Below are 12960 nucleotides of genomic sequence, written 5' to 3' on the forward strand. Positions count from 1 at the left end.
TAAAATAGGCAATAGGACCGGGCGGCGGGGGGCAGGCAGAGGATCTATCCTCCTGTCGGATGAAGCGATCAGGCCACGAGAGCCGCCGCCGACAGACCCGCGAGCCGCCCCAGCGTTACCGCCGTGCACAGCCCCATCGCGGGCAGATAGCCCCAATGGGCGGGGCCCGAGACGCTGCGCGCCGCGCCGCCTCCGGCAAACAGATTGGGCAATGGTGAACCATCCTCGCGCAGCACGCGGGCCGCGCCGTCGATTTGAAGCCCGCCCTGCGTGTGATAGATCGCGCCCACCACCTTAAAGGCGCTGAGTGCGCCCTGCGGCGGGGCGGCATCGTCCCAGCATCGGCCCATGGTGTCCGCCCGACCCTGCGCCTTGGCCTGCGCGGCTTCGGCCAGAGCGGCGGTCAGCGCCTCGGCAGGCACGCCGATGGAATGCGCGAGAGAGGCCGCATCCTCGCCGCGTCGGGCCGCGTTCAGGCCGGCCAGCGTTTTCATCTCGGGCGTATAGGCCTGCGCCGCCTCGATGCGTTCATCAAGGATGACCCAGCACGGCCCCCCTTGCGCCATCACCGGATGAACCATCCCGGCAATATCCTCGCTTTCGTCGCAAAAGCGCTGGCCATCCGCATTGACGATGATCCCGCCATCGACGATCACGCCCGGCACCACCGAAATCCCCTGCGGATCGGTCAGCATGGCATAGCCCTGATAGGCCCCCATATCGCCCAGCGCCGCGCCCAGCTTTCGCCCAAGCACGACGGCGGTGCCATCGCTGCCCTCATGCCCATTGTTGCGGGCATCGGCCATCGAGGGGATATATTGCGCCAGCAGATCGTGGTTCGCCGCATAGCCCCCGCTGGCCAGAATCAGGCTTTCGCAGCCAACGTGTTCCACCGAACCATCGGGTCGTTTCAAACTGACGCCCAGCACGCGGCCCGTGTCATCGGCATGAACCTCCACCAGCCGCGCGCCCAGCATCACCATCACGCCCTCATCCTCAAGGCGCCGGTGCAGCAGGTCGACCATGTCCTGTCCGTCATGGCCGTGCCAGCCATGCATGCGATAGGTGGACAGGCCATAGGAGGGGCGGAAACCCATATCGAGTTCCCACGGCATCGACAGCCGCCCCGCCATCCAGTCGAGCGTGGGGCCGGAATGGTCGGCAATCGCGCGGGCGATGACCGGATCGGTGGCCCCGCGCGTCTTGGCGATGATGTCGTCGTAATAGGCATCGCCGCTGTCGCTGATGCCCCTGGCCGCCTGCGCGCGCGTGCCCGCCGCGCAGATCAGGCCCATCGACATGCCGGTCGTGCCCATGGGCCGCTCATCGGCCTCAACCAGCAGCACCTCGGCCCCGGCATCGCGGGCGGAAAGCGCCGCGATGCAACCGCAGGCGCCCCCTCCAACCACCAGTACGGGAATGGAAAATTCAAATTCCATTACCCTGCGCCCCTCACCATATCGTCGGCCATCTCACCGCTGGCCACATCATCAGCCAAGGCGGCGGCCTCGTTTTCCTGCTGAACAATGCGCAGGATGCGAGCGATATATTCCTGGTTCCACATCTGCCGCTCGGCGCTGGCCGAGGCATCGGGGGCAAAGGTGTCGATCTCGCCTTCCACCAGAACGCCCTTGGCCTTGAGCAGGCGCTCCAGCGTATCGGCGCGCTGATGCGCCACGGCCAGCTCCTGCATGAGGCTCATGGTGATGGCCAGCACGCGCTCGACCTGCGGATCAAGGAAATAGGGGCGCTTGCCGGCGGGCTTGGCTCCGGCTTCGTTCAGGGCGTCGTTAAAGCTCATGCCACAGCTCCGATCACATGCCATGCGGCCTTGCGGCCATAGTCCTCGGTGTTGTCCTCGGCGGCGTCTGGGAAGATTTCCCGGTCCACCACGCCATAGACGCCGCCATGGATGATCTTGGCCCGGTCAAACCCGGCACGTTCCATTTCCGCGTCCAGATCCATTTCGTGCATTCGGCTCCAGAACGGTTCGTTGTTGTAGAAGGCGTCCCAGTCGCGCATGGCCTGTTCGAACAGGGGCATGTCGGGAGCATATTGCGGCTGTTCGACATGCAGCACGATGCCGCCGGGCCGCAGCAGGCGGTGGCTTTCGGCAAAGATATTGCGCAGCGCGCGGGTCGACAGTTCGTGCAGGAACATGGTCGTCTGCACCCAGTCGAAACTGCCATCCTCGAAAATGCCGGTCAGATCCTCGGCGCTGGCCTGAACGAAGCGGACATTGTTGATCCCCAGCGATTTCGCCCGCGCCAGACCATAGCGCAGCACCGGTGCGCCCAGATCGACAATCGTCAGTTCCGCATCGGGAAAGGCTGCGGCCAGAGGCAGGCTGGAATGGCCCACCGTACCGCCGAATTCGAGGATCTTTTTGGGCGCGAAATCGGGCAGGTTCTTCTTGACCCACTGCACCACGGCATGCCCGCCGCCATCGGAATATTTGCCCAGCAGACCGCCCGTGGTGACGAAACCGGCATGGTCGTAATTGGCGCCATTGGTGAAATCATCGGGCGCATATTCGCGGTGATAGCTGCCCGGCATGCAATGGTGATCGACCGCCGAAACATAGCGCGGGATCTCCAGCGCGGGGTTGAGCACCAGCCGGTCATCGCCCTCGATCAACTCTTGGCCGCGCGCGTTCAAGTCCTCGCGCTGGCGGATCACGGTCCAGCGGCCCGCCTGCTGGCGCTGCTCCATCGTCATGCGGCGCAGCGCCGACCATGTGCAGAAGGCCTGATCTTCCAGCATCGCCTTGCGCGCCTCGTGGCGGGTGGCGATGGGGCGACCATGGGCGGTGGCAAAGCCGGGGGCGACCCGCGTGTCATAGGCGGCCTTGACGCCGGGCACGACGCGCGCGGCCAGATGGCGGTTCATCTGCGCCAGAAAATTGATGCGTTCGATCTCGTCATGGCTGGTTTGCGGAAAGACGCCATGGCGGCCGATCACTCGATAATCGGGCGGGCCATCATAGGATGCTGCGGGGCTGTTGGGGCGCTTTGTATCGGCCACGGGGCTTGTCCTTATTGTGTTTGCCGGGATGGGGGATTGCCTGTCGCGTGGGGCAAACCTAGCCCGGCGGGCCGCTTCATCCGAAAACCACCCCGGACCTGACCGACAGGCGGTCACACCACCCCGCGCCTCTGCATCGCGCGGCCATTCCGGCCCAATTTCTCCGCCACACCCAGATGCGGAGAAGTGACATGCGGATTTTCGCCCTGTTCAACCTGAAGCCCGGCGTGGACGAGGCCGCCTATACCGAATGGGCCAAAACGGTGGACCTGCCCACGGCCAATGGGCTGCCCTCGATTGACTCGTTCCGCCTGTTCAAGACCACCGGCCTGCTGGGCAGCGAAGCCAAGCCGCCGTACGGTCATATCGAAGTGATCGATGTGGCCGACATGGACCAGTTTGGCCGCGATGTGGCCACCGAGGCGATGCAGGCCGTGGCCGCCGCCTTTAACGAGATGGTCGATGTGACCTTCATCACCACCGCCGAGATCACCGCGTGAACGGGCGTTTTGCGGGCAAGGTGGCGGTGGTCACCGGTTCGGGCCGCCGGGGCGGTCTGGGCGAGGCGATTGCGCGGCGGTTGAGCGAGGAGGGGGCGATCCTCGTCATCTCCGACATCGGCACCAGCCGTGATGCCGCCACGCCCGACAGCATGATCGGCGGCACGGATGAGATGAAGGCCATCGCCGCCGGCTTGCCGTCGCCTGCCAGCACCTGCGTCTGCGACGTGCGCGATCCCGACAGCGTTCGCGCGCTGGCCGAACATGCCGTGGCCACGCATGGCGGGCTGGATATCTGGGTCAACAATGCGGGCATCGGCTATATCATGAAGCCGCTGGCCGAGGTTTCGCCCGATGATTGGCGCGCGGTGATCGACGTCAATCTGACCGGCGCCTGGTTTGGCCTGCAGACCGCCGCCGAGGTCATGGTCCGCCAAGGGCGCGGCGGACGCATCATCAACATCGCCAGCCAGGCCGCCAAATCGGGCTTTCCCCATGCGCAGGCCTATACCGCCTCCAAGCATGGGCTGGTGGGCCTGACGCGCTCGGCCGCCATCGAATTGGGCGAGCATGGGATTACCGTCAACAATGTCTGCCCCAACCATGTGACGACCGGACTTGGCGCTTGGCAGAATGAGCATTTTGCGCAGCTTCAGGGCATCAGCGTCGAGGAATATCTCAAGCGCATGGCCGCGCGCATTCCGCTGGGCCGCCCCGGTCTGCCGGGTGATACGGCGGGCGCGGTGGCTTTCCTGTGCAGCGATGACGGGGCCTATATCACCGGTGAGAGCATGAATGTTTCGGGCGGCGAGGAGCCGCATTGATGGCCCAAAATCCCGCTGAAATCCTTGTCGATCATGCGCTGGGCCTGCGCTGGGCCGATGTGCCGGGCACGGCGCGCGAAAGGGCGCTGGCTTTCCTGCATGACACGCTGGCGGTGGGCGTGGCGGGGGTGGGCGCGGCCCATGCCGATGCGGTGCTGACCATGGCGAAGGGCTGGGGCGCAGGGCGCGTGGCGGGCGTGCTGGGGCGGCCCGGCCTGCGCCTGCCGGTATGTTCGGCGGCCTTTGTGAATGCCTATCAGATCCATGGGCAGGAATTTGACTGCGTCCATGAACCCGCCGTGCTGCACCCGATGGCCACTTTGCTGGCGGCGCTGCTGGCCGAGGCGGCGCGGGGCGTGCCGGTCAGCGGCGAACAATTCCTGACCGCGATTGTGGCCGGCGTCGATGTTTCGGTCACGCTGGGCCTGGCGGCCCCCGGACCGCTCAAATTCTTTCGGCCTGCAACGGCAGGGATCTTTGGCTGTGTGGCCGGGATCGCCGCGATGCGTGGGCTGGGACGCGAGACGGCGCTAGATGCCTTTGGCCATGCCCTCGCGCTGGTGTCGGGGACGATGCAGGCACATCTTGAGGGCAAGCCAGCGCTGCCGGTGCAGGTGGCTGCGGCGGCGCGCAATGCGCTGGTGGCGGTCGATCTGGCGCGGGGCGGGATGCCGGGGGTGCGCGATCCTCTCGCCGGGCCTTTCGGCTATTTTCCTCTGATGGAAGTGCGCGAGGAACTGGACGCGGCCATCGCCCTGCTGGCGCAGGGCCACCGAATTGCCGAGGTAAGCTGGAAACCTTTCCCGACGGGTCGGGCGGGCCATGGCGGGATCGTGGCGGTGCAGCGCCTGATGGTGCGCGGGCTGATCGCGGAAAATCTGACGGCGCTGGAATATTACGCTCCGCCGCTGATCCACCGCCTTGTGGGTCGCCCGGCCAGGTCGGGGATGGAGGTGGCCTATGCGCGCCTGTGCTTGCCCTATCTGGCGGCCTGCGTGCTGGTGCGCGGAGGCATCGGGCTGGGCGATTTCACGCGTGAGGCGCTGGACGATCCGGCGGTGTTGGCCGTGGCGCGGCGGATTGCCGTGGTGGCCGATGACAATCCCGATGCGGCGGCCTTTGTGCCCGCCCGTGCCATGGCGATCCTGAGCAATGGCACGCAGATGATCGAGGATGTTTCGGCCCAGCTCGGCTCGCCCGCATGGCCTTTGTCGGCCCTTGAACAAGAGGCCAAGGCGCAGGCCTGCCTCGATTTTGCCGGTCTTGGCGCACAGGCCGCGCCGCTGGCCGATGCCATTGCCGGGTTGGAGGCCGCGCCCGACGCGCTGGCCGCGATCCGCGCTGCGGGAGTGATGGGATGACCTTGCTGAAATGCGCCACGCATGTTGTGGCCGATCTGGATGACGCGGTGGCGCGCTATGCCGCGTGGATGGATTATGCCGTGGTGGAAAGCGGCGTGGTGGATGATAGGCTGGCCGCGCTGTGGCTGGCGCCCGCCGGCGCGGGGCGGCGCTATGCCCTCATGCAGCCTGCCTCGGGAGCGCAAACTTTCCTGCGCTTTGTCGAAGGCGATGTGGTGGAGGATTACGCCCCCATTCGCTCTTATGGCTGGGCGGCTATTGAGCTTTGCGTTACTGATGTCGAAGCGGTGAATGCGCGGATGATGGCCTCTCCCTTCGAGATCATCGGCCCGCCCAAGCCTCTGGACGGTTTTGCCATCGTCAAGCCGATGCAGGTGAAGGGTGCGGACAAGGAGGTGGTCTATCTGACCCAGATCCTTGCGCCCGGCGCCGAACATGGCCTGCCCGCGCCGCAATCGCTGGTGGACCGGCCCTTTATCATGGTGCTGGCCTGTCCTGATTTGCGCGCTGCGATGGATTGGGCGCGCGATGTGCTGGGGCTGGAGGTGATCGATCCGGTGGCGATCCGCTATTCGATGATCGCCAAGAGTTTCGATCTGCCCGAGGGGCAGAAGACCGAGATTTCGACCGGGCGCTGGGGCGATCACGTCTTTCTGGAATTCGACCAATATCCGCAAGGCGCGTGCCCGCGTCCGCGCATCGAGGGCCAATTGCCCCCCGGCGTGGCGATCACCACGATGGAGCATCCCGATTTCGCGCGCCTTGCGCCCCATTGGGCCGTGCCGCCCGCCCCGCGTGAGGGCGCGCTCTATCAGGGCCGCCGCACCGGCATGTTGCTGACGCCCGAGGGCGCCTTGCTCGAGGTGATCGAGGCGTGAGCATCCGCCGCGCCTTTGCCGATCTGTCCCATGGCCAGATGCATTATCGCCACGGCGGTGAGGGGGCCTTTGCGGGGGCGGCCGATGCCTTGCTGGTGCTGCATCCCTCGCCGGTCTCCTCGCGGCAAATGGTGCGGATGGTTGAAGGGCTGGTCCCGCTGGGCCGGGTGATCGCGCCCGATACGGCCGGTTGCGGCGACAGCGACCCTCTGCTGCAGGAGGCGCCCGCCATCGCCGATTATGCCGCTGCTCTGCGCGATCTGATGGACGCGCTGGGGCTGGGGCGGGTGCTGGTTTACGGGATGCATACCGGGGCGGCGATTGCGGCGGAATTGGCCATTCTGGCTCCGGATCGCGTGGTGGGCGTGGTGGTCGATGGCCTGTCCGATTTCCAAGGGGCGGGGCTGGAGGATGTCCTTGCCCATTATGCCCCGCCTTTCGCGGCCGATCTGGACGGGGCCGGCCTTGCCCGCCTGTTCCAGTTCTGCCGCGACCAGTTTCTGTTCTTCCCATGGTATGCGCGCAGCGCCGCCGCCCGCCGCGACACCGGCCTGCCGCCGCCCGATGATCTCTATGGATGGGTGGGCGAGGTGATGAAGGCGCGCGGATCCTATGCCCGCGCGTATCATGCGGCTTTTCGCTGGCGCGGGCGTGAGAGGCTGCCGCTGGTGGCCTGCCCGATGGTGATCACCTGCGGGGCCAATGACCCGCTCTATGCCGCAACCGATAACGTGGCGCGCGATGCGGGGGTGGGCTTGCGCCCGTTGCCCCGGTTTGATGCGTCCGATTATGCCGCCGCGCGCCGCGATCTGATCCTTGCGCTGGCCCAGCCTGATTTCGGGCCCGCCTGACATTCACGGAGAACTTCCCAATGCAACAGCATCGCACCATCACCGGCAAGATCCTCTATACCTCGCGCAAGCCGGGGCGTGAGGGCGAGGAGCGCGGGCGCGAATATTTCACCTGGACCCACCACAGCGACGGCAAGAAAACCCTGCGCGCGCGCTGCGAGATCGACGAACCGGCCCCCACCGTCCACCGCGACATCACCTACAGCATGGACGAAAATGACATGCCGATGGACTGTTTCGTCCGTCTGGTGATCGGCGACCGGTTTATGGGTTCGGGTTGGTTCCGCTTCACCCCCGATACGGTCGAATGCGAAAGCTATGGCCCCAGCATCGGTCGCCTGTCGCAGCGTATGCCGATTGAGGGCGCGTTTGACGGTTTCGGCACCCATCCCATCGTGGCCGACGCCTATATCACCCGCAAGATCGACCGTGCCACCACCGAGCCGCGCAATTTCCGCTGCTTCCTGCCCTCGCCGGACCATCGCGGGGCCACGCCGCCGGTGATCGCCGAAAGCGTGATGCGGCTGGGCTATCTTGGACAGGAAACGATCACTGTTCCGGCCGGAACCTTTGATTGCCACAAGTTTGAATTCACCGATCCGCATGGCGCGATGGTCTCGGGCGGCCAGCCCCATCCGCCCTATGAACTCTGGGTCACGGCCGATGAGGATGCGATCTTCGTTCAGGGCGGCGTGGGCGGCTATATGCAGACCTGGTACGAACTGGTCGAGCTGTCACGCTGATGAGCAATTCTATGGACAGCAGTCCGGTCGACAGCGCCAAGGGCTGGAGCGTGGTGCTGGCCGGGATGGTGGGCATCGCGCTGGGGCTCAGCCCGGTGCCCTTTTACACCATCGGTATGTTCGCGCCCGAACTGGCGCGGGCCTATGGCTGGACTTTTACCCAGTTGATGACCTGTCTGACGGTACAGACCGCGGTGGTGGTGCTCTCGGGGCCTTTGTCGGGCTTTGCGCTGGACCGGTTCGGCGCGCGGGCGGTGGCGCTGTGGTCGGTGCCGCTGTTTGCGTTGTCCTTTATGAGTCTGGCGCTGACCAATGGTTCCCTGCCGCTGTTCTATGCGCAATGGGCGGTCATGGGGCTGGTCGGGGCGGGCACGCTCAACGCCACATGGACGCGGCTGGCCAATGCGTGGTTTTTCCGCCATCGCGGCCTTGCCATCGGGCTGGTCAGCGCGGGGACGGGGATCACCGGCTTTGCGATCAAGCCTTTTGCGGCATGGCTGATCGGTCATTATGGCTGGCGGATGGGCTTTGCGGTGATCGGGGCGCTGCCGCTGGTGGTGGCATGGCCTTTGGTCTTCGCGCTGTTTCGCGCGCCGCCGGGGGATGCCCTGCGCAGGACGGACAGGGTAGGGGTCGAGCCCACGGTCTGGGCGGTGATGGGCACGCGCCCCTTCTGGCTGATGGCGGCGGCTTTTCTGTTGCTGCCCTTTGCGCTGACCGCGCCCATTCCCAATCTGGAAAATATCTTGAAAACGCAGGGCTTTTCTCTGCCGCAGATCGGTGCCGTGGCTTCGGCCTTCGGGCTGGCGGTGGTGGCCGGGCGCGTGGGCGGAGGCTGGCTGCTCGACCGGGTCTGGGCGCCGGGGGCGGCGTTTGGCGTGCTGCTGCTGCCGATGGCGGGCAACTGGATTCTGGCGGGGCAGGGGGTTTCGCCGGGCATGGCCACGCTGGCGATCATTGGCATGGGGTTGGGGTCGGGGTTTGAATTCGACCTGCTGGCCTATCTGGTGGCGCGCTATTTTGGCGCGCGGCATTATGGGGCGATCTATGGCTTTTTCTATGTGATGATCGCGATTGGCGCAGGGCTGGGCCCGGTGGCCTATGGCAAGGTGTTCGACATGACCGGCGCCTATGGATCGGCGCTGATGGGCGGGATCGGGTGCCTTGTTCTGGCGGCGCTGTTGCTCTTGGCACTTGGCCCCTATCCGCAGGAGAAGGCGGGCGATTAAGCCCGCCTTCGCGCCGTTTATTCCGAAACCCGGATAAGGATCTTGCCGACATGGCTGCCTGATTTGAGATGGGCATAGGCCGCTGAGGCCTCGTCAAAGGCAAAGGTGCTGTCGATCACAGGCTGGATATTCTGCTGCTCGATGGTGCGCACAAGGCGGGCCAGCATTGCGCGGCTGCCTTCGGCAATGCCTTTCAGGACGAGGTTCTTATAGATCACCAGACCCACGTTGATCGCCGGGGCGCCCTCACGCGGGGCCACGCTGATAAAGCTGATGCGCGCATTGGGGGCGGCGGCAAGGATCGATTTGGCATGGGTGTCATAGCCGCCGGTTTCGACGATAATGTCCGCGCCCGCACCGCCGGTGGCCTTCATCACTTCAGCTTCCCAATCGGGATTTGTGCGATAGTTGATGGTGATATCCGCGCCCAGCTTGCGCGCCAGTTCGAGCTTTTCGTCGCTGGAGCTGGTGATGATGACCCGCGCGCCATGCGCCTTGGCGATTTGCAGCGCCCAGATCGCCACGCCCCCGGTGCCCAGCGCCAGAACGGTGTCGCTGGCCTTGATCTGTCCGACCTCGACCACTGCGTGCCATGCCGTCAGCGCCGAGGAGGCGAGCGAGGCGACCTGTTCGTCAGACAGGCTTTCGGGCACTTTGACCAGCGCGGCGGCGGGCACGCTTATATATTCGGCCAGCCAGCCATCATGGGTGATGCCGTAATCCACGCCAAAATGGCCGAGCGAGAAGGCCCCATCGATCCAGTTGACGAAATGGGCAAAGATCGCGCGGTCGCCAAGGGCCAGCCCGCTGACGCCTTCGCCAAGCTCCACCACCTCGCCCACGCCCTCGGACACGGGGATGCGGTTTTCCGCCTTCTTCGCGCCATAGCGGCCTTCGAGCACCTGAATGTCGCGGTTGTTGAGCGCGACAAGGCGGGTTTTCAGCAGAACCTCGCCAAAGCCCGGTTTGGGCGTTTCGCGGATAACAGGATGCAGGCTGTCCAGCCCGGTCTGCGGGCCGATTTCATAGGCTTTCATGTCGGATTATCCTTGGTTTGCCGCAAAGGCATCGAAAATGTCGCAGCCGCGCGCGAACCATGTGTCGGGGCGGGCGGCGAGGTCTGCCAGCAGGCGCTCGAACGTATCCATCCGATAGGGCAGGCCGATGATATAGGGCGTGATATGCAGCGGCAGCATCCGCCCGCCGCCCTGCGCCTGCGCCTCGGCATTCAGCCAGTCATGGGCGTCGAGCACCTGCTGCGCGTAACTGTCCACCGACTGCTGCTGAACATTGATGATCTGGCGGTCGGACAATTCGTGGTTGAGGGGGATGTTGACGAGCCCATTGTTGAAGGCAAAGGGCATTTCGTCATTCGCCCAATCGACGCAGTAATCGACGCCCGCTTCCTTCAGCAGATCGAGCGTGGCGAAACTTTGCGAGCGGGCGATAGAATGCCACCCGCGCGGGCGCCGGCCTGTGGCCTCCTCCAGCGTGGCAAGGCTTTGCTCAATCAGCGCGCGCTCCTGTTCCACCGGCAGGGTGGAGGCGATGGTGCCGTTCATGTCGGTGCTGTGGGCGATGATTTCGTGGCCCGCGCCCAGAATATCCGCGATGATCTGGGGATAGCGCTGGGCAATCGCGGCATTGACCGCAACGCTGACCTTGGCTCCCACCTTATCAAACGCATCGAGCAGCCGGTAGAACCCCATCCGCGTGCCATATTCGCGCGATGTGTAATGGCGATAGTCGGGATAGGCGGTCTGCATATGACCCGGCGCGCGGAAGGGCGTGTCGGACGGGGTAATCGGAAACCATTCAAGGCTGACCGTGAACCACACCGCCACGCGCCGCCCGTCCGGCCATGCCAGAGGCGCGCGCCTGGGCAGGGGCGCATAGGGATAGAGCGCGTGGTCATAGCCAAGGGCGCGGCGGGGATATTCCAGATAGGTTGGGTCGAGGCTCATTGTCCGCCCTCCTGCGCGTCATACCATGCGTCCGCGATGTCGCCCGCCCGCGTGATCCACGCACGTCCACCTTCTCCGGCATCCTGCGCAATATGGCGCAACACTTCCTCAAACGGCCCGATGCGATGGGGCTGGCCGATCAGATAGGAATGGAGCGGGATGCACATCACCGTGCCGCTTTCCTCCGCTGCCAGCCTTTCATACTGCCGGATCAACGTCTGGGCATAGTCTCGCGGGCTCATGTTATAGATGAAGAAGCCATAGTGGTCGTTGACCTCAAGGCTGTAGGGCATGGAAAGCAGGCGGCCCTTATTGACCTTCACCGGAAACGGCTGGTCGTCGTGATAGAGGTCGCAGGTGTAATCCATGCCATATTCGGCAATCAGATCCAGCGTGCGCGGCGTATGCGTCAGCGCGGGCGCCAGCCAGCCCCGGATCGTCTGGCCCGTGGCATCGCGCACGGTGCGGATCGAATCCTCGATGATGGCGCGCTCCTGCGCCTCGTCCATGCCATAGGAATAGCGCGTGTTGTAAATGCCGTGGGAAAAGAACTCCCACCCGCGCGCATTGGCGTCGGCCACCACATCGGGATGATGCTGGCACAGCGCCACCGAGAGCGAAACCGAGCCGGGAAAGCCATGTTTGCTCATCACATCGGCCATGCGCCAATGGCCCACGCGGTTGGCGTGGTCGCGGTGGGCATAGCCCACGACATCGGGATGCGGCCGCGCCCATGATTTGCGATGCGGATTGGCGGGCGGGTCGATCTCGTAATATTCCAGATTGGGCGAGATCCACACCGCCACTTTCTTGCCGCCCGGCCATGCGAAAGGCTTGCGCGCGCGATAGCGCTGGAATTCATAGAGTTCGGGATCGGGGCTTCCTTCACGCATCAGGGCGACCCTCCAGCCAGTCGATCACGCTCTGCACCGGCTCGACATCGGCATATTTGAGCTGAAGATCGGTCAGATTGGCGAAGTGATAGGATTCATGCTTATCCGCGCAGGTCTCGATGGGAACGATGGTGCGATAACCGCGCGAGAGCGAATCCACCGCGCCGGCACGCACGCAGCCCGATGTCGATCCGCCCGTGATCACCACCGTATCGACCTTGTGCCACACCAGCAGACTTTGCAGCGGCGTTTCGAAAAAGGGCGAGGGCATGCGCTTGGTATAGACCGTATCGCCCGGCGCAATGTCGCAGCGCTCGTCAAAGGCGTGACGGTCGCTGTCATATTTGATGTTCTGCAGGGAATCGGGTGTGTTGGTTCGCGTGCCCCATACGCCCGCGTCGCTGGCATCCTCGGCATAGGCCACATGGGTCCAGATCACCGGCATACCCTTTTTGCGGGCCAGAGCGGACATGGTGTTCACATATTCGATCTGGCGCGGATCGGTTTCATAGGCGGTCTTATACCGGTCGATGCGGGTATAGGCGTTTTGAAAATCGATGTTCACAATCGCCAGCTTTTCCCCAAAGCCGAATTTGGCGCGGGCGGGATTGGCCATCACCTCCTCGAAGATCTGGCGCGCGGTCTTGCCGTCGCTCACCATTTTCGTGCCGATTATATCCATGGCGGGGCCTC

Annotated in this window: 14 protein-coding genes; 7 read left to right on the plus strand and 7 right to left on the minus strand. The window is 64.6% G+C overall.

What is annotated here, in order from left to right:
* Window positions 1–68 precede the first annotated feature (68 nt).
* The 3 genes from FHW96_RS10400 to FHW96_RS26715 are packed head-to-tail and all read right to left on the minus strand — an operon-like array spanning window position 69 to window position 3024.
* A complete protein-coding gene (locus FHW96_RS10400) occupies window positions 69–1439 on the minus strand; it encodes an FAD-dependent oxidoreductase (RefSeq protein ID WP_172340489.1) in 1371 nt (456 codons plus the stop codon).
* Window positions 1439–1801: a hypothetical protein gene (locus tag FHW96_RS10405; RefSeq protein WP_172340490.1), complete on the minus strand. Its 363-nt coding sequence runs from the start codon at window positions 1799–1801 to the stop codon at window positions 1439–1441. The genes FHW96_RS10400 and FHW96_RS10405 overlap by 1 nt, the downstream gene beginning before the upstream one ends.
* Window positions 1798–3024: a methyltransferase domain-containing protein gene (locus FHW96_RS26715; RefSeq protein ID WP_172340491.1), complete on the minus strand. Its 1227-nt coding sequence runs from the start codon at window positions 3022–3024 to the stop codon at window positions 1798–1800. The genes FHW96_RS10405 and FHW96_RS26715 overlap by 4 nt, the downstream gene beginning before the upstream one ends.
* Before the next feature lie 191 nt (window positions 3025–3215).
* Between FHW96_RS26715 and FHW96_RS10415 the strand changes: the two genes are divergently transcribed.
* The 7 genes from FHW96_RS10415 to FHW96_RS10445 are packed head-to-tail and all read left to right on the plus strand — an operon-like array spanning window position 3216 to window position 9410.
* Window positions 3216–3524, plus strand: a complete 309-nt coding sequence (locus tag FHW96_RS10415) for an REDY-like protein HapK (RefSeq protein WP_172340492.1) — start codon at window positions 3216–3218, stop codon at window positions 3522–3524.
* Window positions 3521–4348, plus strand: a complete 828-nt coding sequence (locus FHW96_RS10420) for an SDR family oxidoreductase (RefSeq protein WP_172340493.1) — start codon at window positions 3521–3523, stop codon at window positions 4346–4348. The genes FHW96_RS10415 and FHW96_RS10420 overlap by 4 nt, the downstream gene beginning before the upstream one ends.
* Window positions 4348–5709 carry an MmgE/PrpD family protein gene (locus FHW96_RS10425; protein ID WP_172340494.1) on the plus strand — a complete coding sequence of 454 codons (1362 nt, stop codon included), beginning with the start codon at window positions 4348–4350 and terminating at the stop codon, window positions 5707–5709. Before FHW96_RS10420 ends, FHW96_RS10425 begins: the two co-directional genes overlap by 1 nt.
* Window positions 5706–6587, plus strand: coding sequence for a VOC family protein (locus tag FHW96_RS10430; RefSeq protein ID WP_172340495.1), 882 nt, complete (start codon window positions 5706–5708; stop codon window positions 6585–6587). The genes FHW96_RS10425 and FHW96_RS10430 overlap by 4 nt, the downstream gene beginning before the upstream one ends.
* Complete coding sequence (locus tag FHW96_RS10435) at window positions 6584–7438, plus strand: alpha/beta fold hydrolase (protein WP_371815688.1); 855 nt, start codon at window positions 6584–6586, stop codon at window positions 7436–7438. The genes FHW96_RS10430 and FHW96_RS10435 overlap by 4 nt, the downstream gene beginning before the upstream one ends.
* Window positions 7439–7458: 20 nt before the next feature.
* Entirely contained in the window at window positions 7459–8181 is a 723-nt protein-coding gene (locus FHW96_RS10440) for a hypothetical protein (protein ID WP_172340496.1), read from the plus strand.
* Window positions 8181–9410 carry an MFS transporter gene (locus FHW96_RS10445; protein ID WP_172340497.1) on the plus strand — a complete coding sequence of 410 codons (1230 nt, stop codon included), beginning with the start codon at window positions 8181–8183 and terminating at the stop codon, window positions 9408–9410. Before FHW96_RS10440 ends, FHW96_RS10445 begins: the two co-directional genes overlap by 1 nt.
* 17 nt (window positions 9411–9427) lie before the next feature.
* Here the strand turns inward: FHW96_RS10445 and FHW96_RS10450 are convergent, their stop codons facing one another.
* From FHW96_RS10450 to FHW96_RS10465, 4 genes are read right to left on the minus strand one after another with little or no spacing between them, the layout of a single operon-like run.
* On the minus strand, window positions 9428–10447 hold the full coding sequence (locus FHW96_RS10450; protein ID WP_172340498.1) for an NAD(P)-dependent alcohol dehydrogenase: 1020 nt from the start codon (window positions 10445–10447) through the stop codon (window positions 9428–9430).
* Window positions 10448–10453: 6 nt separating this feature from the next.
* On the minus strand, window positions 10454–11374 hold the full coding sequence (locus FHW96_RS10455) for a polysaccharide deacetylase family protein (protein ID WP_172340499.1): 921 nt from the start codon (window positions 11372–11374) through the stop codon (window positions 10454–10456).
* Window positions 11371–12267 carry a polysaccharide deacetylase family protein gene (locus FHW96_RS10460; RefSeq protein ID WP_172340500.1) on the minus strand — a complete coding sequence of 299 codons (897 nt, stop codon included), beginning with the start codon at window positions 12265–12267 and terminating at the stop codon, window positions 11371–11373. Before FHW96_RS10460 ends, FHW96_RS10455 begins: the two co-directional genes overlap by 4 nt.
* Entirely contained in the window at window positions 12260–12949 is a 690-nt protein-coding gene (locus tag FHW96_RS10465) for an isochorismatase family protein (RefSeq protein WP_172340501.1), read from the minus strand. The genes FHW96_RS10460 and FHW96_RS10465 overlap by 8 nt, the downstream gene beginning before the upstream one ends.
* Between the last annotated feature and the right edge of the window lie 11 nt (window positions 12950–12960).

This window comes from Novosphingobium sp. SG751A (assembly GCF_013149295.1).
In the GTDB taxonomy this organism is placed as follows: domain Bacteria; phylum Pseudomonadota; class Alphaproteobacteria; order Sphingomonadales; family Sphingomonadaceae; genus Novosphingobium.